At 46.2% G+C, this 26,860-nt stretch carries 24 protein-coding genes; 6 read left to right on the top strand and 18 right to left on the bottom strand.

The annotated features are described in order from the left end of the window. Window positions 1–216: 216 nt before the first annotated feature. From BN1002_RS01510 to BN1002_RS01465, 10 genes are all read right to left on the bottom strand, one after another. Window positions 217–2,091, bottom strand: a complete 1,875-nt coding sequence (locus tag BN1002_RS01510; RefSeq protein WP_048823298.1) for an ABC transporter ATP-binding protein — start codon at window positions 2,089–2,091, stop codon at window positions 217–219. Continuing rightward, window positions 2,091–3,818, bottom strand: coding sequence for an ABC transporter ATP-binding protein (locus BN1002_RS01505; RefSeq protein ID WP_048823297.1), 1,728 nt, complete (start codon window positions 3,816–3,818; stop codon window positions 2,091–2,093). The genes BN1002_RS01510 and BN1002_RS01505 overlap by 1 nt, the downstream gene beginning before the upstream one ends. A 16-nt stretch (window positions 3,819–3,834) precedes the next feature. Further along, complete coding sequence (locus BN1002_RS01500; protein WP_231574957.1) at window positions 3,835–4,281, bottom strand: MarR family winged helix-turn-helix transcriptional regulator; 447 nt, start codon at window positions 4,279–4,281, stop codon at window positions 3,835–3,837. A 154-nt stretch (window positions 4,282–4,435) separates the two neighbouring features. Next, window positions 4,436–5,854, bottom strand: a complete 1,419-nt coding sequence (locus BN1002_RS01495) for an amino acid permease (protein WP_048823296.1) — start codon at window positions 5,852–5,854, stop codon at window positions 4,436–4,438. Window positions 5,855–6,010: 156 nt separating this feature from the next. Next, entirely contained in the window at window positions 6,011–7,666 is a 1,656-nt protein-coding gene (locus BN1002_RS01490) for a glycerol-3-phosphate dehydrogenase/oxidase (RefSeq protein ID WP_048823295.1), read from the bottom strand. 155 nt (window positions 7,667–7,821) lie between these two features. After that, the gene (glpK, locus tag BN1002_RS01485; protein ID WP_048823294.1) at window positions 7,822–9,312 is read right to left on the bottom strand and encodes a glycerol kinase GlpK; all 1,491 of its coding nucleotides are present in this window, start codon (window positions 9,310–9,312) and stop codon (window positions 7,822–7,824) included. A 14-nt stretch (window positions 9,313–9,326) separates the two neighbouring features. After that, complete coding sequence (locus BN1002_RS01480; RefSeq protein WP_048823293.1) at window positions 9,327–10,160, bottom strand: MIP/aquaporin family protein; 834 nt, start codon at window positions 10,158–10,160, stop codon at window positions 9,327–9,329. 206 nt (window positions 10,161–10,366) lie between these two features. Then, window positions 10,367–10,915, bottom strand: coding sequence for a glycerol-3-phosphate responsive antiterminator (locus tag BN1002_RS01475; protein WP_048823292.1), 549 nt, complete (start codon window positions 10,913–10,915; stop codon window positions 10,367–10,369). Window positions 10,916–11,096: 181 nt separating this feature from the next. Then, a complete protein-coding gene (gene ftsH / locus BN1002_RS01470; RefSeq protein WP_048823291.1) occupies window positions 11,097–12,929 on the bottom strand; it encodes an ATP-dependent zinc metalloprotease FtsH in 1,833 nt (610 codons plus the stop codon). A gap of 59 nt (window positions 12,930–12,988) precedes the next feature. Then, window positions 12,989–13,435: a MarR family winged helix-turn-helix transcriptional regulator gene (locus BN1002_RS01465; protein ID WP_048823290.1), complete on the bottom strand. Its 447-nt coding sequence runs from the start codon at window positions 13,433–13,435 to the stop codon at window positions 12,989–12,991. A 274-nt stretch (window positions 13,436–13,709) separates the two neighbouring features. On the opposite strand from BN1002_RS01465, the gene BN1002_RS01460 reads away from it, so the two are divergent. The 4 genes from BN1002_RS01460 to BN1002_RS01445 all read left to right on the top strand — a co-directional run bounded on the left by BN1002_RS01460 (window position 13,710) and on the right by BN1002_RS01445 (window position 16,704). Beyond that, window positions 13,710–14,513, top strand: a complete 804-nt coding sequence (locus BN1002_RS01460) for an extracellular solute-binding protein (RefSeq protein WP_048823289.1) — start codon at window positions 13,710–13,712, stop codon at window positions 14,511–14,513. A gap of 341 nt (window positions 14,514–14,854) precedes the next feature. Further along, window positions 14,855–15,343, top strand: a complete 489-nt coding sequence (locus BN1002_RS01455) for a COG4315 family predicted lipoprotein (RefSeq protein WP_048823288.1) — start codon at window positions 14,855–14,857, stop codon at window positions 15,341–15,343. A 96-nt stretch (window positions 15,344–15,439) separates the two neighbouring features. Next, a complete protein-coding gene (locus BN1002_RS01450) occupies window positions 15,440–15,985 on the top strand; it encodes an RNA polymerase sigma factor (RefSeq protein ID WP_048823287.1) in 546 nt (181 codons plus the stop codon). Window positions 15,986–16,044: 59 nt separating this feature from the next. Then, entirely contained in the window at window positions 16,045–16,704 is a 660-nt protein-coding gene (locus BN1002_RS01445; protein WP_231574956.1) for an anti-sigma factor, read from the top strand. A gap of 100 nt (window positions 16,705–16,804) precedes the next feature. On the opposite strand, the gene BN1002_RS01440 is transcribed toward BN1002_RS01445, so the two are convergent. The 5 genes from BN1002_RS01440 to BN1002_RS01420 form a co-directional block, all read right to left on the bottom strand. After that, on the bottom strand, window positions 16,805–17,878 hold the full coding sequence (locus tag BN1002_RS01440) for an ABC transporter substrate-binding protein (protein ID WP_048823285.1): 1,074 nt from the start codon (window positions 17,876–17,878) through the stop codon (window positions 16,805–16,807). Then, a complete protein-coding gene (locus BN1002_RS01435; protein ID WP_048823284.1) occupies window positions 17,875–18,678 on the bottom strand; it encodes an ABC transporter permease in 804 nt (267 codons plus the stop codon). The genes BN1002_RS01440 and BN1002_RS01435 overlap by 4 nt, the downstream gene beginning before the upstream one ends. Continuing rightward, window positions 18,671–19,483 carry an ABC transporter permease gene (locus tag BN1002_RS01430; RefSeq protein WP_048823283.1) on the bottom strand — a complete coding sequence of 271 codons (813 nt, stop codon included), beginning with the start codon at window positions 19,481–19,483 and terminating at the stop codon, window positions 18,671–18,673. Before BN1002_RS01430 ends, BN1002_RS01435 begins: the two co-directional genes overlap by 8 nt. Continuing rightward, complete coding sequence (locus BN1002_RS01425) at window positions 19,480–20,583, bottom strand: ABC transporter ATP-binding protein (RefSeq protein WP_048823282.1); 1,104 nt, start codon at window positions 20,581–20,583, stop codon at window positions 19,480–19,482. Before BN1002_RS01425 ends, BN1002_RS01430 begins: the two co-directional genes overlap by 4 nt. Before the next feature lie 249 nt (window positions 20,584–20,832). Next, on the bottom strand, window positions 20,833–21,447 hold the full coding sequence (locus BN1002_RS01420; protein WP_048823281.1) for a LysE/ArgO family amino acid transporter: 615 nt from the start codon (window positions 21,445–21,447) through the stop codon (window positions 20,833–20,835). A 207-nt stretch (window positions 21,448–21,654) separates the two neighbouring features. On the opposite strand from BN1002_RS01420, the gene BN1002_RS01415 reads away from it, so the two are divergent. Both BN1002_RS01415 and BN1002_RS01410 read left to right on the top strand, forming a co-directional pair. After that, on the top strand, window positions 21,655–22,200 hold the full coding sequence (locus BN1002_RS01415) for a sigma-70 family RNA polymerase sigma factor (RefSeq protein WP_048823280.1): 546 nt from the start codon (window positions 21,655–21,657) through the stop codon (window positions 22,198–22,200). Further along, window positions 22,175–23,545 (top strand): DUF4179 domain-containing protein, encoded by a 1,371-nt coding sequence (locus BN1002_RS01410; protein WP_048823279.1) that lies wholly within the window; start codon window positions 22,175–22,177, stop codon window positions 23,543–23,545. The genes BN1002_RS01415 and BN1002_RS01410 overlap by 26 nt, the downstream gene beginning before the upstream one ends. 58 nt (window positions 23,546–23,603) lie before the next feature. On the opposite strand, the gene BN1002_RS01405 is transcribed toward BN1002_RS01410, so the two are convergent. The 3 genes from BN1002_RS01405 to BN1002_RS01400 all read right to left on the bottom strand — a co-directional run bounded on the left by BN1002_RS01405 (window position 23,604) and on the right by BN1002_RS01400 (window position 26,825). Then, a complete protein-coding gene (locus BN1002_RS01405; RefSeq protein ID WP_048823278.1) occupies window positions 23,604–25,064 on the bottom strand; it encodes a protein adenylyltransferase SelO in 1,461 nt (486 codons plus the stop codon). 68 nt (window positions 25,065–25,132) lie between these two features. Beyond that, on the bottom strand, window positions 25,133–25,267 hold the full coding sequence (locus tag BN1002_RS24325; protein WP_269429777.1) for a hypothetical protein: 135 nt from the start codon (window positions 25,265–25,267) through the stop codon (window positions 25,133–25,135). A gap of 292 nt (window positions 25,268–25,559) precedes the next feature. Next, window positions 25,560–26,825: an exo-beta-N-acetylmuramidase NamZ family protein gene (locus BN1002_RS01400; RefSeq protein ID WP_048827657.1), complete on the bottom strand. Its 1,266-nt coding sequence runs from the start codon at window positions 26,823–26,825 to the stop codon at window positions 25,560–25,562. Window positions 26,826–26,860 lie beyond the last annotated feature (35 nt).

Below are 26,860 nucleotides of genomic sequence, written 5' to 3'. Positions count from 1 at the left end.
ATTTCGCTTTCCGCGGGGCACCAGTGGAGCCTCCTCGGCGTTACCGCCTGTGGGGTCTCCACATGCTGCTACGTCCCGCAGGAGTCTACATGCCTGAGCTCCAATCAACCAGCTATTCTTATTTAATGGAGTCATAATTTTGTTTAACCTATATATTTTTCAATAAATTACCAAAAAAGCAGTTCCCGCAGAAAATACGGGAACTGCCATTTTAATTTAGCTTGCGCTTTTTGCGCTGCCGCCAAATTGGCTATTATACAGATCAGCATAAAAGCCGCCTTTTTCAAGTAATTCTTCATGTCTGCCCTGTTCGATGACTGACCCATGATTCATGACAAGGATCAGGTCAGCATTCCGGATAGTGGAAAGCCTGTGGGCGATGACAAAGCTGGTACGCCCTTTCATCAAGTGATCCATCGCTTTCTGGATTTGGGCTTCTGTCCGTGTATCGACACTGCTCGTCGCTTCATCCAAAATCAAAATATCAGGATCAGCCAGGACTGCCCGGGCAATTGTCAGCAGCTGCCTTTGTCCCTGGGAAATATTCGACGCTTCTTCGTTCAGGATTGTGTCATAGCCGTCAGGAAGCGTCCGGATGAAGTGGTCCGCATTCGCGGCCTTCGCGGCATCAATGATTTCCGTTTCCGTCGCCCCTTCCTTTCCGTAGGCAATATTATCCCTGATGGTACTATTGAACAGCCATGTATCCTGAAGGACCATCCCGAACAGGCTTCTGAGATTGCTCCGCTTCAAGCTGGCGATATTGACACCGTCGATAAGGATTTCACCTGAATTGACCTCATAGAAACGCATCAATAAATTGATCAGCGTGGTTTTGCCGGCGCCCGTCGGCCCGACTATCGCCACTTTCTGGCCCGGTTTGGCTTTGATATTCATATTTTCTATTAACATTTCATTCTCTTTATAGCCGAAGGAAACGTTGCGGAATTCAACTTCCCCTTCCGCATCGAGCAGTTCAAGAGCATTTGATGCTTCGGGAACTTCCTCGGTTTCGTCGAGAATTTCAAAGACACGCTCCGCACTGGCAATGGTCGACTGGATAATGTTCGCAATCTGGGCTGTCTGGGCTACCGGCTGGGAGAACTGCCTTGCATATTGGATAAACGCCTGAATATCACCGATTTCTATCGTCTTTTTCATGACGAGGATGCCGCCGACTGCCGAGACAAGCACATAGCCGATGTTGTTGATAAATGACATGATCGGCATGATCATGCCCGAAACAAACTGGGCTTTCCACGCGGACTCATAAAGCTCTTCGTTAATCTTTTCAAACTTCTCCTGCGATTTCTGTTCATGGCCGAATACTTTCGTAATCTTATGGCCGGTGTACATTTCTTCCACATGCCCATTCAGCATGCCAAGCGACTTTTGCTGTCCCATAAAGTATTGCTGTGATTTCTTGGCGATTTTGGCGATACCGGCCACACTGAGCGGCAGGGTCGCGACAACAATCAGGGTCATCAGCGGGCTGATGGTAAGCATCATGATAATGACGCCAATAATCGTCACAAAAGAAGTGATTGCCTGGGTCAGGCTTTGCTGGAGGGTTGAACTGATATTGTCGACGTCATTAATGGCGCGGCTCAGTACTTCCCCGTGTGTCCGTGAATCGAAATACTTCAGCGGCAGGCGGTTAAGTTTCGCTTCGACTTCCTTCCTCAGGCTATACACTGTTTTTTGCGCCACTCCGGCCATAATATACTGCATCAGATAGGCGAAGGCGGCACTGATCACATACAGGCCAATCAGGATCAGGATGATGTGTCCGATATATTCGAAATCTATCTCAGCTCCCGGCACACGGTTCCTTTTCATCATCAGGCCTTCAAAAAGCTTCGTTGTCGCCTTCCCCATGATTTTCGGGCTGACGATTGAAAAAATCGTACTGATGATGGCTGTGAGAAGTACGGCCAGGAGTTGGAATTTAAACGGCTTCAAATAGCCCATCAATCTCTTTAATGTCCCCTTGAAGTCCTTTGCCTTCTGGACTGGCATGCCCATCCCGCCGGGGCCGAATCCACCTCGGGGTCCGGGGCCGTGCTTCTGATTTTGTCGTTCGTTGCTCATCAGGCAATCTCCTCCTCGGAAAGCTGCGACATGACAATCTCCCGGTAAATCTTGTTTGTCTCCAGCAGTTCTTTATGTTTGCCGATGCCAGCGATTTCGCCCTCATCAAGGACAATGATCTGGTCAGCATCCATGATCGTGCTCACCCGCTGGGCAACAATTAGCACCGAAGAGTCTTTTGTCTCATTTTTCAATGCCTCTCTCAGCTTCGAATCCGTTTTAAAATCAAGGGCTGAAAAACTGTCATCAAACACATAGATTTCAGGTCTTCTGACAAGAGCCCTGGCTATCGCCAGCCTTTGCTTTTGTCCGCCGGAAACATTTGTCCCGCCCTGGGAAATGACAGAATCATAGCCATCCGGCATCTCTTCAATAAAATCCTCCGCCTGGGCAATCTTGGCCGCATAGCGGATTTCCTCATCGGTGGCGTCTTCTTTCCCGAAGCGGATATTTTCGGCAATCGTTCCCGAGAACAGGACAGCCTGCTGTGGAACAAAGCCAATGCGGCTCCTGGCGTCTTCCTGCTTCATCTCACGGATATCAACACCATCAATGAGAATCTGGCCGGTTTCGATATCATAAAATCGCGGCAGCAAATTGACGAGGGTCGACTTGCCGGAACCAGTCCCGCCTATGACCGCCGTCGTCTCACCCGGCCTCATTGTAAATGAAATATTCGACAAGACCGGGAGTTCGGCGCCAGGGTAACGGAAAGTTACGTCCTTGAACTCGACGAGCCCCCGTCCGGCCATTGGCTCCATCGGCCTTTCCGGATCGCTTATATCCGCTGTCAGTCCAAGAACTTCACTTATACGGCCCGCCGAAACGGAGGCGCGCGGAATCATCACGAACATCATCGAAACCATGATAAGCGAGAACATGATTTGCATCGCATATTGAATGAAGGCCATCAAATCTCCGACCTGCATATGGCCGTTATCAATGCGGATACCGCCGAACCAGATAATCGCCACGGTCGTCAAGTTAAGGAGAATCATCATAATGGGCATGAGTGAGGCCATCAGCTTGTTCACTTTAATGGCTGTTTCCGTTAAATCGAGATTCGCCACATCAAAGCGTTTTTTCTCATGTTCAATCCTGTTAAAAGCACGAACAACACGGATGCCTGTCAGGTTCTCCCTCAAGACCCGGTTTAAATTATCAAGCTTTTTCTGCATCGCTTTGAATAAAGGCAGCCCTTTTTTGGCAAGAATCGCTATGGCCAAAACAAGAATTGGCAAGGAAACGGCCAGCACAAGTGTCAGTTTCGCATCTTTAGAAACGGCCATGATAATCCCGCCAATGCACATCATCGGCGCCATGACCATCATTCGAAGCATCATGACCAGCACTTGCTGGACTTGGGTGATGTCATTGGTCGTCCGGGTAATGAGCGAGGACGTACCGATCTGGTCGAATTCATGCAGCGAAAAGCCGCTGACATGTGAAAATACTTTACTTCGCAAATTCCTACCGAATCCAGACGCGATTCTGGCCGAGTAATAGCTTGCAGCGATGGAACATGCCATTCCGCCCGCGGCGACAAGCAGCATGTAGCCGCCTATTTTCCAAATGTACGCCGAATCCCCATTCACGACGCCCTTATCAACTATATCGGCCATTAATGTCGGCAGATAAAGCTCGGCTAACGATTGAAGAAAGACGAGAACAAGGACGGCGGCTGTTGTGATTGCGAAAGGTTTTAAATATCTCATTAATTTTCTCATGTATATACCTTCTTTCTTACTTACGGTCTAAGAAATACTCATTTACTTTCGTCAATAGTTCAGCAAGCTTTAGGCTGTCTTCCTCACCAAGATGGTCAATGAGTCCGAGGAATTTCTCACGGAATGCCTTTCTTGCCTGGTCGGTTACTTCCAATCCCTTTTCAGTCAGTCTGATTTTTACAGCTCGCCTGTCATCCGGGTCGATTGTCCGTTCCACAAAACCGTCCTTTTCCAGGACATTTATAAGCTGCGTGACAGTTGGAGGGGTAACATGGAGTTTCTGGCTAATTTCTGAAACTTTCATTACGCCATTCCCTTCACTCATCCCCTGCTTGATCACAGCCATCATTTTGAACTCACTCGGGTTAAAGCCGGCAATCTTCTTCGTATGCCAGCCAGTTTTCCTGAACTGCATGAATGTATTAATTAGCTTTTGCGCAGTTTCACTGTCGAATTGAGCCAAATTCCCCACCTCAGCAAAATTAGTTAGGTTACTTAAATATTAGCGTGGTTAAGTATACTCCGATTTTCTTTTCATGTCACGTAGAAAATTTATTTTTTTTGCAAAAAAATAGCCGCATCCCGGGGGGGGATGGGCTGTGTCTTCTTTGCAACTGTTAATCATCTTTTTTCCTGTTATTGATTTTCCCGGCCAATTCTTCAGACACTTCTGCCATGTATGCCGGTCTGTAGGTGTTCGATTTTCCTCTGGGCCGGGTCTTCATTTTTACTGCAAAGTACACGACTGAATAAAACGCTACCATGGCAAGACCGGCGATCAGGCCTGTTCCCTGCCCGGGAATGAGGGGCATGCTTAGCAAGATGACGATAATGCCAATGAGCGCAATCCACGAAGCGTGCGGAAAGCCGGGCATCTGGCAATTGCCTTCAGGCGGGCAGCCGTGCTTTTTGCGAAAACGGATGTGGCTGGCAATGATGGCCGCATACGTAAACAGCAGCGCGAAGCCTCCCGTCGTAATCAGGACGAGATAGACCCTGGGGAATAAAAGGCCAAAGCCCAGGCCCGCGAGCATGGCGACTCCCGAAAACAAGATTCCCCTGTATGGGACATCCCTTTCATCCTTCAGCCATAGTGGTGCATGGCCTTCGGCGACAAGGGAACGGATCATTCTGCCAAGCCCGAAAATAGCAGCAAGCATAGCGGAAAGGATCGCGGAGATTAACACGAAGTTGATCGCGGAGCCGGCCCAGCCAATCCCCCACCTGTCAAGGGAAGCGACCATCGGACTTACATTTTCATTCAAAGTCGCTGTCGGAATGAGCGGCAGCAGGACAATTGCGTATAAGATATAAAGGCCTGACAGTCCAAGAACGGTATTCCGGATTGCTTTTGGGATTGTTTTCACCGGATTTTCCGCCTCGGAAGCGGCCAGCCCGATAATCTCAAAACCCGCATACGCGAATACGACAAGCAGCATGCTTCCCGCAATCCCCTTAATTCCGCCAGGCATCAACGGCTCGTTCGCAAGCTCGCCTACCCCAATGGGAGCAACATCAGGAAGGAACCCTGTAATTAAGACCATCGCCGTCAAAATAAAGAACACGATCGCCAACAGTTTTACCGCTGCGAGTCCGCTCTCCAGTTTGCCAAGCTTATCCGCACCGAGGAGGTTCAGTAATGTGACCCCTATGATGATGCAAGTTCCAAGAACCGCAATCGAAACGTTCGGATACCATTCACGGACCAGGATGGAAATGGCGGCCGCTTCACTCGACATCGACAAAACCGTTCCCGTCCAATAAAGCCAGCCGACGACGAAGCCAGTGCCAGGCCCAAGCTCTCTGGCCGCGAATGTGCTGAAAGAGCCGGCGGTGGGATCCGCGACTGTCATTTCAGACAATGAATAGAGAATAAAATAAATGAGAACGCCGCCCAATATGTAGGAAAGTAAAATCGAGGGGCCGGCTGCCTGAATCGCGACTGACGAGCCGAGGAAAAAGGAACCCCCGATGACACTCCCAAGCGCCATCATTGTTAAATGCCCCGCTGAAAGTCCTTTTTTTGTTTTCTCCATCCTATAGCCCCCGGAACAGAATTTACACACAGGAATAGTATGGCTCCGGGGGAGGGGAAAGATTCCATCAGCATTTCCACATTTCTTATACCAGCTTTTTAAAAAGTCCCGTGGAGCTTAGCAGCTCAACGGGACTTTCAAATTTTTTTACCGAAACTACATTGCCAATGCAGTTGCTTCTGCCAATTCTTTTTCTAGTTCGTTCTCGTGTTTTTCTTTTTCATTAAGTGACCACCCGAGCTTTTCTCCCATATAATCTATAACTGTTTGTTTGTATTTCATGACTGAATCTATGTTGAAGAGAAGATCTCCTGTCCTTCTGAAATAAAAATCAACAGGGGTAGCAATCATTTCATACTGAATTCCATAAATCAGTTTAGAAAAGAGCGGCAGAGGCAGCCCTAGCCTCTCGGCTTCCAGCCGATGGCTATTCAGCAAATCAAAGACAATATCTACATTAGAACCGTAGAAAAGGGCTAAATGCCTTGCATCCTCAGCGGCAAGGCCAAGTTCTTTCCCTTTATCGATTTTTGAATTGACAAATGGAGCGAAATTATCTGAACCTCCGAAGTCACCTCCTGAAATAGGCAGATGCTTCGTTTGGCAAGATTTAAAGCTTCTCCCGCCTTCTTCATGTCGAAGTTTTTCTGCAATCAAGTCAACAATCGTTTCCGCCATTTTACGGTATCCAGTTAGCTTCCCTCCCGCTATCGTGATAAGGCCTGAAGGCGATTCCCAAATCTCATCTTTCCTAGAAATTTCCGAAGGGTTCTTGCCTTCTTCATGGATAAGCGGCCGGATACCAGCCCAGCTTGATTCGATATCCTTTTTCGTTGCTTTTACTTCCGGGAACATAAAATTTACTTGCTCAATCAGATAATCATAATCCGCATCGGTCATTATCGGATTGGACATATCTTCATGATAGAAGGTGTCAGTTGTTCCAATATAGGTTTTTCCGTCCCGTGGTATGGCAAAAATCATCCTTTTGTCTTTCGTATCAAAATATACCGCCTGCTTTAAAGGAAATCTTGATGAGTCAATAACAATATGGACCCCTTTGGACAGAATCAGAGTTTTCCCCTTCTTGGAACCATCCTTTTCACGAATGGTATCTACCCACGGTCCAGCTGCATTTATGACTTTTTTTGCTTTTACCTTGTAGGTTTCACCAGTCAACTGATCTTCTACCTGGACTCCTGTAATACGGCCTTTGTCTGTAACAAGATCGACCACTTTTGTATAATTTAGTGCTGTTGCACCCTTTTCGATTGCCGCTTTAAGCACTTCAATAGTAAGTCTTGCATCATCTGTCCGATATTCAACATAATATCCCCCGCCCTTAAGCCCATGCTTTTTTATAAGGGGCTCTTTAGCCAAGGTTTGCTCTTTTGATAACATTGTTCTTCTTTCCTTTTTCTTTACCCCTGCCAAAAAGTCATAGACAAGAAGCCCAATAGAGGTAGTGAAACTTCCGAAAGTACCGCCCTTATGGAAAGGAAGCAGCATCCACTCAGGAGTCGTTACATGTGGGCCGTTTTCATAAACAATGGCCCTTTCCTTTCCTACTTCTGCTACAACTTTCACATCAAGTTGCTTTAAATACCTTAACCCTCCATGAACAAGCTTGGTGGAACGGCTGGATGTTCCTGCCGAGAAGTCTTGCATATCAACAAGTGCTGTCTTCAATCCTCTTGTTGTGGAATCCAAAGCTATACCGGCTCCTGTAATCCCTCCCCCAATTACAAGCAGGTCATAGACGGTCTCCTTCAATTTTGATTTAATATCCGGTCGATTCACATTCGATAACATTCTGTTTTCCTCCTTAGAACAGGAAAAGAGACCGCAAAGAGCATTACCACCATTTCTGGTAATGCTTTGCGGTCTCTCCAAATCTCCTGCCAGTTATTAACTTGTTTTCAGTATATCAAAAAACTTCAGGTTAAAAAGTGTCCAATTCGGAACTTTTATTTAAAAGCCATTGCTGCATTTACGGCTTTCTTCCACCCCACGTAAAGCTCTTCGCATTTTTCTAAAGCCATTTCAGGTTCAAAAGAATGGTTTATTGCCCATTGGGAGGCAATTTCCTCTTGGCTCTCCCAATAACCCACAGCAAGTCCGGCCAAGTACGCGGCTCCTAAAGCGGTTGTCTCATTAATGACCGGCCGCTCGACAGGGACATTAAGGATGTCACTTTGGAATTGCATCAGTAAATTATTCATGACCGCACCGCCATCAACGCGGAGTGTCTTGAGTTCAATACCGGAATCAGCTTCCATGGAAGAAAGTACATCTTTAGTCTGATAAGCAAGGGACTCAAGAGTAGCCCTTACGAAATGTTCTTTGCTGGTTCCTCTGGTAAGGCCAAAAACCGCACCTCTGACTTCACTGTCCCAATAAGGTGTACCAAGCCCTACAAAGGCGGGAACCACGTATACTCCATCAGTAGATTCCACCCTTTTGGCATATTCCTCGCTGTCCTTCGCATTTTTCAGCATTCTTAATCCATCACGGAGCCATTGGATGGCTGACCCAGCTACGAAAATGCTTCCTTCAAGTGCATATTCAACCTTGCCACCTAATCCCCACGCCAATGTTGTCAATAGGCCATTTTCTGATCTAACAGCCTTTTCTCCAGTGTTCATGAGCATGAAGCAGCCAGTTCCGTAAGTGTTTTTGGCCATTCCTGTTTCAAAACACGCCTGGCCAAACAATGCAGCCTGCTGGTCACCCGCAGCTCCCGCAATCGGGACTTCCTTGCCAAAAAAGTGATAATCGACCGTGTGAGCATATACTTCAGAGGATGGCCTTACTTCAGGAAGCATGGATTTTGGCACGTTCAAAATTTCAAGAAGTTCTTCGTCCCATTTAAGATTGTAAATATTGAACATAAGCGTTCTAGACGCATTGCTATAATCCGTTACATGGGCACGTCCTCCGGAGAGCTTCCATATAATCCATGTATCGATTGTACCAAAAAGCAATTTACCTTCATCCGCTTTCTTCCTGGCTCCTTCAACATTGTCAAGAATCCATTTAACCTTTGTTCCAGAGAAATAAGCATCAATCAGAAGACCTGTTTTTTCTCTGAATAAATCATTATAACCTTTTTCTTTCAATTCATCGCAGATTTCACTTGTTTGACGGGATTGCCAAACAATGGCGTTATAAACCGGAGTTCCAGTCTCTTTGTCCCAGACAACAGTCGTTTCTCGTTGGTTTGTTATCCCGATTCCAGCTATTTGCTCAGGTTTGATATTCGACTCTGAAAGGGCACTTGCGATAACGGCCAGAATTGATCCCCAAATTTCATTTGCATTGTGCTCTACCCAGCCCGGTTTTGGAAAGTGCTGTGTAAACTCTTTCTGAGCCACATGAACAATCTCACCAGCTTTATTAAAAATGATCGCCCTTGAACTTGTCGTTCCCTGATCTAATGATAAAATGAATTTTTCCATGAATTCCGCCCCCTTTAAATTGCTTTTGCCGGCTTGCCGCTTGTTCTGAATTTAGCTGTCTGTGTTTTGCTATAAACAAATGTTACCAAAAGTATACCTGCAACCAGCCCAAGTATCACCCATGAAACTCCATTGATTTTTTCCAAAAAGAAAAACTTATAAAAAACTGTTCCTAATGATCCACCTAGAAGCGGGCCAACGACTGGAATCCAAGCATACTTCCAATTAGAGCCCCCTTTACCCGGAATCGGAAGGAGAAAGTGGGCAATTCTCGGACCCAAGTCACGCGCAGGGTTGATTGCATAGCCTGTAGTTCCGCCAAGCGACATACCAATGGCAACGATCAGCATACCGACTACGATGGGGTTAAGCCCCTCAGTAAACTTATTTGCCCCAATAAACAAAAGTCCAAGCATAAGAATAAATGTTCCGAAAATCTCGCTGAATAAATTTGCAAAAGTATTTGGTATGGCCGGTCCTGTGGCAAAGACCCCTAATTTTGCCGCTGGGTCAGGGGTTTCCTTCCAATGCGGCAAATAATGCAAGAATACTAGCATTGCTCCCAAGATAGCTCCAACAACTTGAGCCGCCATATAGCCAGGGACATCTGCCCAAGGGAATGATCCATTAACCGCAAGCGCCAAAGTTACAGCAGGATTTAAATGCGCCCCGCTTATTGAACCAACTGCAAAAACCGCCATTGTCACCGCAAGCCCCCACGAAATTGTGATGACAATCCATCCTGCATTGTTGGAATACGACTTTTTCAAGGTGGATCCCGCTCCAATTCCAGCCCCGAATACAATTAGAATCATCGTTCCAACCAACTCTCCCATAAATGCTGACATTACCATTCTCCTTCCAGGAATATCGTTGTTTACAAGTTTAACTTGAAAAGAAAATGGGAGACCACACAGATTGCCCTTCGCAGGTCTATCTGTGTGATCTCCCAATCTCCATCACGTTTCTTAACTTGTAATTGAAGTATATTTGCCTATGAAAGCGCTGTCAATGACCCGCAATCCTTTTACTTGATTTTTTCTTGCAAATGTGTCTATTTGTTGAAATCCCGCCAAAGACTTTTATTTGACGTGGTTACCCCCGCCGCACCCGCTTCCAATGCAAGATCTATATCCTTACTTGTTCGAATGAACCCTCCAGCCAGCAAGGGTATATTGACTTTTTGTTTAACCTCTTTTATTAAATCCGGCATCGCACCGGGTAACACTTCAATAAAATCCGGCTTTGTTTTTTCTATCAATCGATAACTTTTTTCTAGAGCATGTGAATCTATTAAAAATATTCTTTGAATCGCATAAACGCCTTTTTGCTTTGCTTTGATAATTACACTTGGTTTTGTCGAAATTACTCCATATGGTTTGTATTCCTGACAAATAAACTCTGTAGAGTAATCATCGCTTTTTATCCCCTGAATCATATCAATATGGTAAAACATTTTTTTGCCATGTAATTCAGCCAGCCCGCGTACATGTTTTAACTGCGCTATATGCACTTCCAAAAATATACCTATTTCAAATGAGGAATGAAGAAAATGTTCAAAATCCTTCATATTAGTTAATGCAGGCAGGATCCTTTGCTTCATACTCCCTCCTTTCCGGGTAACATTTCCCTTAAGTATTAAACATTAATTCAGTGTTTACATCACTTTTCCTTTATAAGACGCTAACATATAACCACAAACTTTTATACCTTAATTTCCCTTTTATAGAAAAAATCCTCCAGGAAAACTCCTTGGAGGACATAATTCAGACAAATAGTTTTATTTACATCGCTACTTTTATTTTTCCATCGAGGACTGACATGAACTCTTCCCCGGTAATCGTTTCTTTTTCCAGCAGGAATTTCGTCAGTTCATGCAGCTTTTCTTTGTTTTCCTCAAGAATTTGGCTGGCTTTCTGGTGGCAGGACTTAATGATTTTCAAAACTTCGTCGTCAACTCTTGAGGCGGTTTCAGCCGAAACTAACATCGATGTATCTCCGCCCAGGTAAGGGTTATTGACCGTTTCCAGCGCCATCATGTCGAATTCCTCGCTCATCCCATATCGAGTGACCATCGCTCGGGCAATCTTTGTTGCCTGTTCAATATCATTTGAGGCGCCCGATGTGATCGAATTGAAAATCAGCTCCTCAGCCGCACGGCCGCCCATGAATGTCGTAATTTTATCAAGGGCTTGTTCCTTGCTCATTAGAACCTGCTCGCCCTTTTCAACCTGCATTGTATAGCCCAACGCGCCTGACGTCCTTGGGATAATCGTGATTTTATGGACCGGTGCGGAGTGGCTTTGCTTGGCCGCGACTAGCGCGTGGCCGATTTCATGATAGGAAATGATCAGCTTGTCCTTCATTGAGATGACTGCATTTTTGCGCTGATACCCCGCGATGACGACCTCAACGGATTCTTCCAGGTCACTCTGGTTTACTTCTTTCCGGCCTAGCCTTACCGCACGGAGGGCCGCCTCATTGATAATGTTGGCGAGGTCCGCTCCGGAAGCCCCGGCTGTTGCTCTTGCAATTGCATTATAATCTGTATCGCTGGCGAGCTTAACTTTTTTGCCATGGACTTGAAGGATCGCTTCACGGCCGGCAAGGTCAGGAAGTTCAACCGGAACGCGCCTGTCGAACCGGCCTGGTCGCAGCAATGCTTTATCGAGCGTTTCCGGACGGTTTGTCGCAGCAAGGATAACAACGCCCTTGTCCGCTTCGAACCCATCCATCTCGGTCAAAAGCTGATTCAGTGTCTGCTCGCGCTCATCGTTTCCGCCGATACCGCCGCCAGAATTGCGGCTTTTCCCGATCGTGTCGATTTCGTCGATAAACACGATGCATGGCGCTTTTGCCTGGGCCTGCTTAAACAAGTCACGAACCCTCGCAGCGCCCATCCCGACGAACATTTCAACAAATTCTGAACCAGAAATGGAGAAGAAAGGTACTTTCGATTCCCCGGCGACCGCTTTTGCCAAAAGGGTTTTCCCGGTTCCTGGAGGTCCGACGAGCAAGGCGCCCTTCGGTATGTTCGCGCCAATCTCCTTGTACTTTTTCGGATTTTCCAAAAAGTCGACGATTTCCTGGAGCGCTTCCTTTGCTTCCTCCTGGCCGGCCACATCGGCAAATGAAATACCGGTTTCTGCTTCGACATACACTTTGGCATTGCTTTTACCAAACATCATTGTGTTCGACCCGCCGCCCATCTTGCCCTGCATTTTACGGACGAGGAACTGGCTAAGCCCGATAAAAATCGCAAATGGCAAAATCCAGGTCAACAGGAATCCCATCAACGGCGAAGCTTGCTTCGGTATAACCTGGTTGAATTCGGCCTTCGCGTCATATAGACGGTTCACCAGTTCAGGATCATCGACACGGCCTGTTACATAAGTCTTTTCGTCATGTTTCAGCGTGTACCCAATTTCCTTATCCTGCAGTTCAACGCTCTTCACTTTTCCCTGGTCGATTTGCGTGAGGAAAGTGCCGTAATCAACATGCTTTACTTTTTGTTCCCTTATCATCGGAAAGATGAACGTATTGAGGAGGAGCACGATGATGACAGATGTGAGTATATAATTAACCAACGGTTTCTTTGGACCTTTTTTAACCTTCATATTGTTTGGCTCCTATCAATATATTTTTTCGCGGCAACGGCACCAGTTGGAACAGCCGGTTAATTTTTCTGATTGGCTGCTTCAAGCAGTTCATGTAGCTTTTTTAAGCCGCGGATGATTTCTTCAAATGCCTCTTCCTCTTTTTCCTCGAGCGAGGCCGAGATCCGGTTTATCAAAACCTGATCAACTTCCTCTACAGCCTGGTTTCCATTTGGTGAAAGGATGACCTTTACTACCCGCTCGTCCCCCTGGTCCCTGACTCGTTCTAAAAAACCCTTGCCTTCGAGCTTCTTGCACATTGTCGAAACATTTGCCTGGGCAAGGTTGAGCCGGCTGGCCAGACTACCAATTGTATGGTATTTCTGTTGCTTAATTTCAACTAAAATCCTGATTTGCAGCATCGTCAGCCCGTGTTGTTCACAGACGGAGTTTACGAGAATGCTCGTATGGTCACTGATTTTCCTTGAGTAATCCCAAAACAAGGTTTTAAATTCGTTTACATTCATGATTCTCCTCCGTTAGTTATAACTAATAATATATATGGTTAATATATAATATACATTATACTATTTTTCGCCTAAAAATCCACTGGGAAGCATTCCCTCAATACTTTAAACCGCTATTCAACTAGCAAAAAAACCGCAGGTCTTTGTTCCCGATTTTCTTGTTCGTTTATGAAACTTTCTGACTATTTTCGCATATTATTCAAACCGTTTATTCCTTCTGTTCGTTTCCTTTAATAGCACCAGTAAAAATTTTGTCTGTATTGGAGGAATAACCATGAAAAAGACTGTTTTACTTTCGGCTTTACTGCTCTTTGCCATCATGGCAGCAGGATTGACGGCTTACGCAAATTTGGACCGGAAATCCGTGTCCCAAGCCGCGCCAGCTTCCAGCCAAGATTATCATGTCCTCCGTGTTTACGGACCAGGCGGGCCACTTGGGCCAATCAAGGAAGCAGCTGAACGATTTTCAGCCGAAACAGGAATCAAAGTGGAAGTAACAGCTGGACCGGAGGGCAATTGGATTGGACAGGCAAAGCATGACGCCGATATTATTTTCGGCGGCTCCGAGTATATGCTGCAGGATTTTATCTTTAAGCATCCCAATCTAGTCGATACCAAATCACGTACGGAGCTTTACCCCCGCGCGGCTGGAATTTTGGTAAGGAAGGGAAATCCCAAGAAAATTGAAAACCTCGAAGATTTGACGAAAAACGGAGTAAAAATCATTGACGTAAACGGAGCAGGACAGCTTGGCCTTTGGGAAGATTTGGCGGGCAGAAAAGGACTGATTGAAGGAATATCAAAAAATATTACTCTCTCAGTAAAATCCAGTGCTGAAGCCATTGAACAATGGAAAGCAAATTCTGCCGCGGACGCCTGGATTACTTATGAATCATGGCATTACAGGCTTAAGGATATCACCGATCTCGTCGAACTGCCCGAGGAAGACAAACTCTATCGCGGGACGCCTATCGCGCTGACGAAAATAACCGACCAGAAAAAAGATGCCCAGCAGTTTATCGACTATTTAAAAACCGAAGAAGGCCACAAAATCTTTCAAAAATGGGGTTGGAAGTAAAATATAGACTAGTAAAAGGTAAGTGTTGATTTTCAATAAAGTTGATTGGAACGGAGGGGACTGACTCCGGCGGGATAAAGCAGCACGTGGAGACCCCTCGAAAAGCGGAAGCGCCTTGGTCAGCCCCGACCAGCGCTGGAGGGCCAGAAGGGGAAGTCGTTCTTTGACTTCACATTCGGGACCGAAGCGACCTCGAGGGGCTAGGCGCTGCAGCTGGACAAACAGGCGTCTAAGACGCCGAGGAGGCTCCACGGTCTGCCCCGCGGAAAGCATGTCCCCGGAGTGGAAATCAGCAAACAAGGATAATAGTGCCAAAATCTAATAAATCAGGAGGAATCAACATGAAAAAAGGTATTTTTATCACCACATTACTTTTAATTATCTTGGCATTGAGCGCCTGTGGACAAAGCAATGATGAAAAGGCGGAAACAAATAAACCCGATACAGCCCAGACGGATAGCAATCAATCAGAACAAGCTTCCAGTGACAGCCTCCAGGTATTGGAGGATGAAAAAGCCGGTAAGTATCTGGCGGATTCAGAGGGAAAGACATTGTATTACTTTAAAAAGGACGAAGAGGGAAAAAGCAACTGCAGCGGGGACTGTCTGGCTAACTGGCCGATATTCAACGAGGAAAACTTCGAAGCTCCTGAAGGCTTTGACAAAAAGGATTTCGACACGATTACAAGGGAAGACAACGGAGAGAAGCAGGTCACCTATAAAGGATATCCTCTTTATTATTTTGCAAAGGACGCGCAAAAAGGCGATGTCAACGGACAAGGGGTTAAAGATGTATGGTATGTCGTCAACAGTGACACTAAATTCGAATAAACATGCCCAGGGAACGGCCGGACGCGGCCGTTCCCATCTTAACTTTAATAGATAGTATAATGGCAATATATCTTTATCAATAGCAGGGAGTGCCACATGAGAGAAAAACATGATGCGGAATTAATGAGATTGGTAAAAGAAAAACATGGCCACGCATTGGAAGAGCTTTATGACCGATATATAAAGCTGGTTTACAGCTTCGTTATGAAATTTTGCAATGGGAATGAGGAAATGGCCAAGGAGATCATCCAATTGGTCTTTTTGAGGCTGTGGACGACAAACAGCCAATACGACCCTGCTCAAGGCAGTTTCATAAACTGGCTTCTCACCATCACCCGCAACATTTGCATAGATTACCTCCGAAAAGAAAAGATGCATATGCAGCATCAGCAAGAGGAACCAGAGGAAATCGCTGATCCTGCCAATCCAATCGAGGAACGAGTGGAAACAAATGAACTTACAGTGGCCAAAAACAAATTAACAGGAGCTCAAAGAAAATTAATCGATTTGCTTTATTGGAAAGGGTATTCCCTTTCAGAAATTGCAAAACTGGAAAAGGAACCGCTCGGCACGATTAAAAGCAGGCTTCATCAGGCTCTAAAAGGATTAAGGAAGCATCTGGAACTGGAGGATATACAATGAGAAGGGAATGTGATTATCTAATCCAATATATAGCAAATGAGCTCAAGGAGAGCGACCACATGGCATTTGAATCACATATGAAGAATTGTGCCAGGTGCAAGGAAGAATATAACGAATTAATTCAGGCCTGGCATGCTTTGCCGTTTGACTATACTGAAATCGAGGCGCCTGAATCTCTAAAAGACGAGGTGCTTGGATTCGTTTTTAACCGTGAGACGGAAGGAAATACGAAAGGACTACGAGTTGGGCTAAGCAAGTTTGCCATGATGCTCAAAAGCCAGTTCACCCCTGTTTCCACCTGTATTGTGGCCATGTTGCTGATCACAAATATCGGACTTGGAATCATGTATGGACAGAATCTCGACCGCCAGGGCAAAAATATGCCGATAGAAATAGTGGCCTCCATCCCAATAAAAGCTGTCGATCAAAGCACACCTGCCACAAATGGCGTCGCCTATATTTCCCAGAAGGGATCCACGAAAAACCTCGTGGTCCAAGTTAATGGGTTACCCGGTGTCGAAGGTTCACAGGTATACCAGGTTTGGCTGCTGAAAAACGGCGTAAGGGAAAATGGCGGGATATTCAAGCCGGACGAAAACGGATCCGGCATACTGACTTACCATCTCGCCGAAGGACAGTCATTTGACCAAATCGGCATCACCGTTGAACCCGATGCCAACAGCAGCCAGCCCAGAGGCGAAAAAATTGCCGGCACCTGAATAGCAAATCTGCATGGATTACATCATGGACAAGAAAAAAGCCTGTATCAAAGATTACTAAGTAATCGAAGATACAGGCTTTTTTTCAGGCAACTCCTGCCTATTTCCTATGCATCTTAAACTCCAGGAACAGCTGATTGTAGTACGCTAAATTACGCTGGCCGAGGTTTTTATAGACTTCGAGCTTTTTCGTCAGTTCCTCGGACGGATAGAAGCGCTCGTCTTCGGTCATTTCTTCCGGCATGAAATTCAACGCTTCTTTATTCGGCGTTGAGTAACAGACCCATTCTGTATTTTGGGCGGCAATTTCCGGATCGAGCATAAAGTTGATGAACTGATGCGCGGCTTCCGTATTTTTCGCGGTTTTCGGAATGACCATGTTATCGAACCATAAATTCGAGCCTTCAATCGGCACAACATAATCGAGATCTTCATTTTCTGACATGATATCAGCCGCGTCGCCTGACCAGACAAGGCCGATGGAGGCTTCCTCATTCGCCATCAGCATTTTGATTTCATCGCCGACAATTGCTTTAATATTCGGCGTCAGCGTATCAAGTTTCTTTTTTGCCTCGCGCAAATGGCTTTTATTCGTATCATTCAGCGAGTAGCCTAGGCTGTTCAGACCCATCCCGATGACTTCGCGGGCGCCATCAACCATCAAAATTTCATTTTTCAAATCTGGATCCCAAAGATCATTCCAGCCTGTGATTTCTTTATTATGGAGCATTTTCGGGTTATAGACGATCCCGACTGTCCCCCAGAAATACGGGACGGAATATTTATTTTCAGGGTCGAACGGCAAATCCATAAAACGCGGATCGATATTTTTCAGATTCGGGAGTTTTGAATGATCAAGAGGAAGGAGCAGCTTCTCCTGGCGCATCTTATCAATCATGTATTCCGATGGAACCGCGATATCGTAGCCGGTCCCGCCCTGCTTGATCTTTGTCATCATCGCTTCATTGGAATCGAAGGTCTCATAGACGACGCTGATGCCCGTTTCCTTTTCAAAACGCTTGATGAGATCCGGATCAATATAATCTCCCCAGTTGTAAACCGTCAATGTACTACTGCCGGAATAGCCTTTTGTATCATTCAATTTTGCAATAATCCCGAGCAGTACGGCCGAGGCAAGAACGATGGTGAGAAACAGTCGCATAAGCTGCTTCATTTTCTAACCCCCATTCCGGCAGGTTTCTGGCGTTGTGTAATAAAGTAATATACAACGACAAGAATGGTTGTGAACAGGAACAGCAGTGTCGACAGGGCATTGATATTCAGGGAAACACCGCGTCGAGCCAATGAGTAAATCTCAACTGACAGCGTGCTGAAGCCATTCCCGGTGACAAAGAAAGTCACCGCGAAATCATCTAGTGAATACGTCAGCGCCATGAAAAAGCCTGCCATGATCCCTGGCGTCAAATACGGCAAAATAACCTTTGTCAACACGTCCCAGCTGTTCGCTCCAAGGTCCCTTGCGACGTCGACTAATGTAGGGCTCATTTCCGATAATTTCGGGAGCACCATCAGAACGACAATCGGGACACTGAATGCGATATGCGACAGAAGGACCGAGTAAAACCCAAGCTTATAGCCTGAAACGGTAAACAAAATCAGGAATGACGCACCGATGATGACATCGGGGCTGACAATCAGGACATTGTTCAACGACAGAATCGTATTTTTCGACGTCCTTTTTCGCATCGAGTGGATGCCCAGCGCGCCAATCACGCCGATAATCGTCGCGATCAATGCCGACAGCAGCGCGACAACGAGTGTATTCAGAACGATAATCAACAGTCTCGTATCATGGAAAAGCTCTTTGTACCAATCGAGGGTAAAGCTTTCAAAATCGAACATCTTCCCGCCGCTGTTGAACGAGTAAAAAATCAGGAAGAAGATCGGTGAATATAAAATAAAGAAAACGAGTATCAAAAACAGTTTTGAAACAGGGGATAATTTTTTATCCACGCAGCACACCCCGCTTCCGGATTCCAGTCAGCGCCATAATAATGAACATCGCCAGAATCAAAAATACCGCGATCGTCGAGCCCATTCCCCAGTCCTGGGTGACGAGGAAGTTCTGCTCAATCGCTGTTCCAAGCGTGATGACCCTGTTGCCGGCGATCAACCTTGTCAGCATGAACAGGGAAAGCGCCGGGATGAAGACAACCTGACAGCCCGATTTTACCCCTTCAATCGTAAGCGGAAAAATCACACGGCTGAACGTTGTCCACTTAGATGCGCCTAAGTCATTGGCGGCATCAATTAACGCCGGGTTCAATTCATTCAGTGAGTTAAAGATTGGCAAAATCATAAACGGAATGAAAATATAGACCGAGACGAACACAAAGCTAAAATCGGTAAAGAGAATCTGCTTCGTCCCAATTCCAATCGCCTCAAGAAACTGGTTCGCGGCACCGTAAGTTCCGAAAATACCGAGGAACGCGTATGCCTTGAGGAGAAGGTTGATCCAGGACGGAACGATGATCAGCAGCAGCCAAAGCTGTTTATGCTTCGTTTTGGTCAAAAGCATCGCAGTCGGGTAGGCGACTAGCAAGGAAAACAGCGTAATCAGAAACGCATACCAGAAAGAACTGAACACCATCTTCATATAAACAGGCGTAAAGAACTTATGGTAGTTCTCAAGAGAAAACTGCCCATCAATATTCAAAAATGAGTAATAGACGACGAGCAAAATTGGCGCGATGACAAAGAAAATCATCCAGAGCGTGTATGGGAGCATGTATAACTGGCGGGTCAGATTCCGGTTCATTCGCCGTCCCCGTCCTTATAAGACTCAAGGCGCCGGTCAAACTCTTCCTCAGTCTCGCCAAGGCGCATGACGTGGATGGCCTCCGGCTCGAAGTACAGTCCGATTTGATCACCAACGGCCGCTTTTTTCGTTGAATGGACGAGCCACTCGTTCCCATCCTTGTCATAGCAGCTCAGCTCATAGTGAACGCCGCGGAAAAGCTGCGAATCAACCTGGACCTGAAGTTTTCCTTTTTCAAGCGAAGTGATTTCCAAATCCTCCGGGCGGATGACGATCTCAACCGGTTCATTCGGGTTGAAGCCCTGGTCGACACACTCAAATTTCTTGCCGGTGAATTCAACCAGATAGTCCTCAATCATTGTCCCGTTCACTATATTCGATTCTCCGATGAAGTCAGCGACAAATTTATTGATTGGTTCATCGTAAATATCGGTTGGTGTTCCGCTCTGCTGGATTTTCCCTTCATTGATGACAAAGATTTCATCCGACATGGCTAGCGCTTCCTCCTGGTCATGCGTAACAAAGATGAACGTGATGCCAAGGCGGCGCTGCAATTCGCGCAATTCATACTGCATCTCCGTCCGCAGTTTCAAGTCGAGGGCTGATAGCGGCTCGTCAAGAAGGATAACCTCCGGCTCGTTGACAATCGCACGCGCAATCGCAACACGCTGCCGCTGCCCGCCGGACATTTCCGTGATTTCCCTGTTTTCATACCCCGCAAGGTTCACAAATTGCAAAGCTTCCTTTACTTTCGCTTTAATATCGGTTTCTTTCATTTTCTTGATCCGCAACCCGAAAGCAACATTTTCAAACACATTCAAGTGCGGGAACAAAGCATAATCCTGAAACACCGTATTCATCTGGCGCTTATTGGCCGGAAGATTATTGATCCTTTTTCCGTTAAAAAAAATATCCCCGGAGGTGGCTTCTGTAAAGCCGGCAATCAGCCGAAGGATCGTTGTCTTTCCACAACCAGACGGGCCAAGCAAAGTATAAAATTTACCCCGCTCGATTTCAAAACTGACATTGTCCAACACGGGACGATCGTTGTCATATTGCTTCGTTACATTGTCAAATTGAATAATCACTGAATTATTCATTGGCCGCCTCCTTTAACTTTCTTACTTTATTCGAAACCGATTTGGCCACCATCAACCAAATCATGAGGTTTTTCGACATTTACTACATTCGGAACAATTATACATGAGGGGGGGGAAAATTCAATCTTCTTTCTATTTTTTACAGTTTTTTTAAAACAAAGGCATTTCCTGCAAAAGAAAAGAGCCTTTTTGAAAACGGAAGGCTCTTAAACATTTCTATTAGTATATGTAAGGTTCGGGCGAGCGGTCCTAAAAGGACAACGCGAGGTAGCCCATATACAGGGCCATTCCCCAGACAATCAGCGCGGACGCCTGGTTCAGCCTTTTCAGGAAGCTCCCTTTCTTATCCAGCTCGCCTGCTTTTCTTCCTGCGAGCGCCAAAGAGAAAAACCAAATCCACGACACAATGATACAGGCCATGGCGAAAACCCACTTTTCAATTCCCGTATACACAAGCGACGCTGTCCCGATGACCCCGATCGTATCCAGAATGGCATGGGGATTCAGAAGCGAAACAGACGCGGCGAACACGATCTGCCTTTTGGCAGAAAAAAGCTCTTGCCGCGCATTGTTTACACTTTGAGCGGCCGATTTCCATATCGCCCACCCCATATAGGCGAGAAAAATAAAACCGACAAGGAATAGCAAATTCCTCAGCCATTCGAAATTCAGGACAATGACAGACACGCCGGCGACCGCCAGAGAAATTAACAGCGTGTCACAGATTCCCGCCGTCACAACCGCTGGGAATGCCCCCGAAAATCTTTTATGAACAGCCCCCTGGTTGAACACGAACACATTCTGTACCCCAAGCGGCAAAATAAGGCCAAACGCCAAAATCATCCCATGAACCAACGCTTCCATCCATTCCCCCGGCTTTCCATCCCACAAACTTTTGTTGTTAATCTATTATATTCCATCAAAAATAGCAACCTTTTGAAGTTCTCTCTTTTTCTTGGAAAATAAATGGAACGGTTCCATGTCGGAGAAGGTCTAACTAGTAGTCATTTGTTCTGGTCCGGACCAAACAAAAATATGCTACCATTTATTACATGTAGAGGGAGGTGTCCCATGTCCATTTTCAAAGCTTTTCACAGAAAGACAGATGAAGAGAAACCTTCCTTTGAAGACTTGATTAAAAAGGAACAGGCAAAGCTCTACCGCGTGGCCTATTCTTATGTAAAAAACGAGCAGGATGCCCTGGATATCGTCCAGGATGCAATAATAAAAGGCTATCGTTCTTTTGATAAGCTAAACGAAATAAACTACTTTTCGACATGGATGACGAGAATTTTAATTCATACTGCCCTAGACCATTTGCGAAAGGCAAAGGATGTTGTCTATTTGGAAGTCGACTGGTTTAATCCCGGTAATGACAAAGAAAACAACACTATTGTGGCAATGGATATAAAATTAATTTTTGAAAAATTAAAGCCCCAGCAAAAAACATTGCTGCTCCTGAGATTCTATCATGGCTATTCGATACCGGAAATTGCCGGAATAATGGACAAACCCGAAGGGACCATTAAATCGCAATTGCACCGGACACTGCAAATCGTCAAGGAGAAACTCGGGAATGGAGGGGATTCATATGGAAAAACTTCACCTAGATGTTAAGCGGATGGTTGACAGTATTCCTGTTCCGGAATATAAGCTTAACGCCACGGTCGAGGCTGCGATCGAAATTGGAAAAAACCAAAGAAAACGTTCTTTTATGAATAAGCAAAACGCATTAGCAAGCATTGCCGCAGTTTTTATCCTGGCAATTGGGACTCTTTTGATTTCATCTTATGACAGAAATTCATTAACTGGACAATCTGAGAAAATCATACCTTACGAAGATAGTATTTTTTACCAAGCCTCACTGGATGAAGGTTTAAAAAGAATGGCCATGGAGGGACGGACAAAAGACTTATTACTTGTTGCAGAGGATCAGGGGATTAAGGTCTTTTTGGAAAAGGGCTACCTCGATAACAAGCAATTGGCCCTTTCGTATCGCCTTGAGTTTGCAGAGAACGCAGACCTTAAAGCAAAAACATTGGAAAAGACTGATATCTCCACGATGCTCTTGGTCGATGGATTATCGAAAGGCCCCTCCGGCTACAGCGGTATGCCAACAAAGGATGTCATTGAAAAAGGGTGGGTCATGACATTTGATGCCACAAAGGGCATCCCCTCCAACCCCGAGCTCGAGCTTCGTATCGATTCCATTAATGGGATACAGGGAAATTGGGATTTCAAATTTAAGTTAAAAAAGGAAGAGGAGTATATCGCTGTCTCCGACACCCCTGAAAAAAACGACAAAAACGGCAATTCTTTTTCCGTCAACCATGCGGAATTAACTCCTACGAATTTACAGCTCCGCACTACTACACAAGTCAAATTGGAAAAGGAAATGCCAAAGTATAGTTTTCTAGAGTTCTCAATAGTTGCTCCTGGAAATAATGGTTTCACACATATTATAAAAATGCATGGTCGAAGCAGTAACAAGGATAATGTGTATAGTGGCCTGTTGCCTTCCGACCTAACCTTAAACGAACAAATAGATATCCCTAGAGAAACAAACAGCTATTCATATAAGATCGTTCCATATATTTTCACTTTTAAAGGAGAAGAAACAGCCGATAAATCAGGAATTATGGCGGATGAATATTATACTCCTTTCAAGGCGGGAACCGTATTGGAGGGTAAGTCCGATATTAAGGCCGTAGCGATTAAAACCGATCAGGAAAAGACAGTGGTCACTTATGATATGGCCCTAAACCCTGTCGTACCTAAATTCCCAGTCATTGCGGACCGCGAAAAAACTCAATGGCTGACCGCAAGTTCCTTCAGGGAAAAAGACGGCTACGTTGAGGTGGTCTATCCAAAGGTGGAAAATCCAGATGAGGTGGAATTTGTATTATGGGATACTTCCTATATCCTGTTTCCAGAACTTGAAATTGATTTGAAGCTGAAATAGTACTTTTTGCAAAAAGACGAACAGGCCCGCAGCATGGACCTGTTCGTCTTTCATTTTATTATGTCCCGCAAAATGTCCTGTATGGTCTGCCCGACAGCGCTGGCACTACGCAGTATTCTTCCTGTTCGGTGGTGTAGGCGTAAGGGTCAGCGAGCACGTGAAGCAATTTTCCCAAGACGCTGTAATCGCCGTTTGTGACGGCGGCTTCGAGCGCTTCCTCGACCCGGTGGTTCCTTGGGATAACGGCCGGATTGCTTTGCCTCATCAATTGCCGGGATTTTTCAGGAGGTTCGTTTTGCCTGCCGAGCCTGGCCTCCCACCGTTCAAGCCATTCAGCAAATCCTTCTTTTCCGTCTAGGGCTGTCTCTTCAGGCTTATCAAACGTTAATGCCCGGAATGTGTTCGTATAATCGGCGCGGTATTTTTCCATCATCGCGAGAAGGTCCTCAATCAGGGCCTCGTCCTCCGGTTCCTCATTGAACAAGCCTAGTTTTGCACTCATGCCGTCATGCCAATTCCTCTGAAACAGCTTTGCAAAACCGCCAATCGCTTCATTCGCTATTTTCAATGCCTCATCCATATTATCATGAAGCAGAGGGAGAAGTGATTCAGCGAAACGAGCAAGGTTCCAGACGCCGATATACGGCTGGTTGCCGTAAGCATATCGGCCTTCCCGGTCAATCGAACTGAACACGGTCGCCGGATCATACGTATCCATGAACGCGCATGGGCCATAATCAATCGTTTCCCCGCTGATCGTCATATTGTCGGTATTCATGACACCGTGAATAAACCCGACAAGCTGCCACTTTGCAATCAGGCTCGCCTGCCTCTGGATGACTTCCTTCAACAGCGATAAATATTTGTCTTCATGAGACTCGATATCAGGATAGTGCCGCTGGATTGCATAATCAGCGAGCGCCCGCAGATTTTCAACTTCATCCCTGCCTGAGGCATATTGGAACGTCCCGACCCGGAGGTGGCTTGCGGCAACCCGGGTGAGAATCGCCCCTGGCAGTTCAGTCTCGCGGTAGACCGGCTCACCGGTTTCCACGACTGCGAGGCTCCGGGTCGTCGGGATGCCGAGCGCGTGCATCGCTTCACTGATGATATATTCCCTGAGCATCGGGCCCAAAGCCGCGCGTCCATCTCCGCCGCGGGAATATGGCGTCCTGCCCGGTCCTTTGAGTTGGATGTCCAGCCTTTCCCCTTGAGGGGTGATTTGTTCGCCGAGAAGCACTGCGCGTCCGTCGCCAAGCATCGTGAAATGGCCGAACTGGTGGCCTGCATACGCCTGGGCAAGCGGTGAAGCACCTTCCGGGACCTGGTTTCCGGCGAGTACGGCGATGCCATCTTCACTTTTCAGTGCATCCGGGTTCAAGCCAAGCCGCTCCGCTAGCGGACTATTGAAAACCGCCAGCCTAGGAGCGCTGACCGGCTTCGGGTTTTGCAATGTATAAAAGACGTCAGGCAATTGGGTATAACTATTATCAAAATTCCAGCCAATAACTTTTGCCATGGGAGCTCCTTTTCAAGCGTTTTCGCTTATTATACCCCTTTCCTTAGTGCGGGACGCATCACAACGCTTTATCGGACGTTCGAGGAGTCATCATAATCATAACGAAATCCGTCCTGGCGAGCGTTTTCGGCGCCCTTTTTGTCCTGTGCGCCTTTTTTCTCCTGCCTTGTTTTATCCGTATTGTTTTGGTCATTCTTTTTCATTTGAAATTGCCTCCTTTTCTCCTTTATTTTTGCAAAAATGGCCTTTCGTATGCGGAGCGAATTGGTTATTTGTTTCCTGAATATTAAGATAGAATCGATATCCGGAAATAATCGATGATATATTTAAAAAATCGATTATATTTCTTAAAAATCGATGATACCGTTCGTCTAAGCAAAATATGATTCACTATTTGCTAAGTCGCTTCCCTGCTCCATATGGATTTTCCGCAAACCTGATGCCTTTTTGCAAAAAAAATCGCCCCAGCCTTTGAGACTGGAGCGATCCCCATGATTAATAGATCAAATATTTATCGCGGACATCCATGAACTGATCGAGTTCATCTTCCCACTGGGCTTTCATTTCCTCGACTGATTTTCCGTCTTCAATCCCTTGCCTAATCCAGCCGTTTCCAACCAAAAGGTCAAAGAAGGAAATCCCTTTGCTATCCGGTGCGCGGAATTGGAATTTGTCCGGATACATATCATGAATGGTTTTCACGATATGAAGTCCAGTTTCGACCGGCTGAAACGCATCGCGGTTCGTAATATGGATCTGGATGCCGTGAGACAGGACGCCCGAATGCTTGGAGAAAGTCGGGATAAACGATGCAGCCCGGAACTTAACACCCGGCAGGTCTAGTCCATTCAGCTCCGCAGCCAGGTCATCCGCATTAATGAACGGCGCCGCGATCAGTTCGAAAGGCTTAGTGGTTCCGCGGCCTTCAGAAACGTTTGTCCCTTCAATCAACGCTCCTCCCGGATAAACGAGAGCTGTTTCAAGTGTCGGCATATTCGGCGACGGCATCACAAATTCGAATGGCGTTTCATCGAAATACATCGAGCGCTTCCAGCCTTTCATTTCAACGACAGTCAGGTCCGCGCCGATGTTGAACTCCTTATTGAACAGCTTCGCAAGCTCACCTACGGTCATCCCGTGGCGGAGCGGAATCGCATAGTTTCCGACGAAAGAAGTATATTTCGACGCATCGAGCACAGGTCCTTCCACTTTCACGCCGCCAAGCGGGTTCGGGCGGTCAAGGACGATGAACGGGATGTTGTTTTCCTTTGCGGCTTCCATCGCATAAGCCATTGTGTAGATATACGTGTAGAATCTCGTTCCGACATCCTGGATGTCAAATAGGAGGACATCAATATTTTCGAGCATTTCCGGAGTCGGCTTACGCGTCTTGCCATACAGGCTGTACACAGGCAAGTTCGTTTTTTCATCAATATAATATTCAACATACTGGCCGGCCTGGGCACTTCCCCTTACTCCATGCTCTGGTCCGTACAACGCTGTCAGTTCAACATCCGGATCATTAAACAACAAGTCAACGATGCTCGTGAGGTTTTTGTCCACGCCGGTCGGGTTTGTAATCAGGCCGACCCGCTTGCCTTTGATTAAATCCTTATGGTCCTTCAGCAACGCCTCGGCACCAAGCTGGAATCGCTTGTGGTCCTGGCTTTTGCCATTACCCTTGTCATGGTTTGCCAATGCTGCTGTTAAGGATGAAAGAATCAAGATCAGTGTCAGAATTGCTATCAGACTTCTTTTCAAAAAAACCACTCCCTGTTCATGATATTTTGCCTTCA

This window comes from Bacillus sp. B-jedd, from assembly GCF_000821085.1.
In the GTDB taxonomy this organism is placed as follows: domain Bacteria; phylum Bacillota; class Bacilli; order Bacillales; family Cytobacillaceae; genus Bacillus_D.
This window is presented reverse-complemented; position numbering and strand designations above follow the sequence as displayed.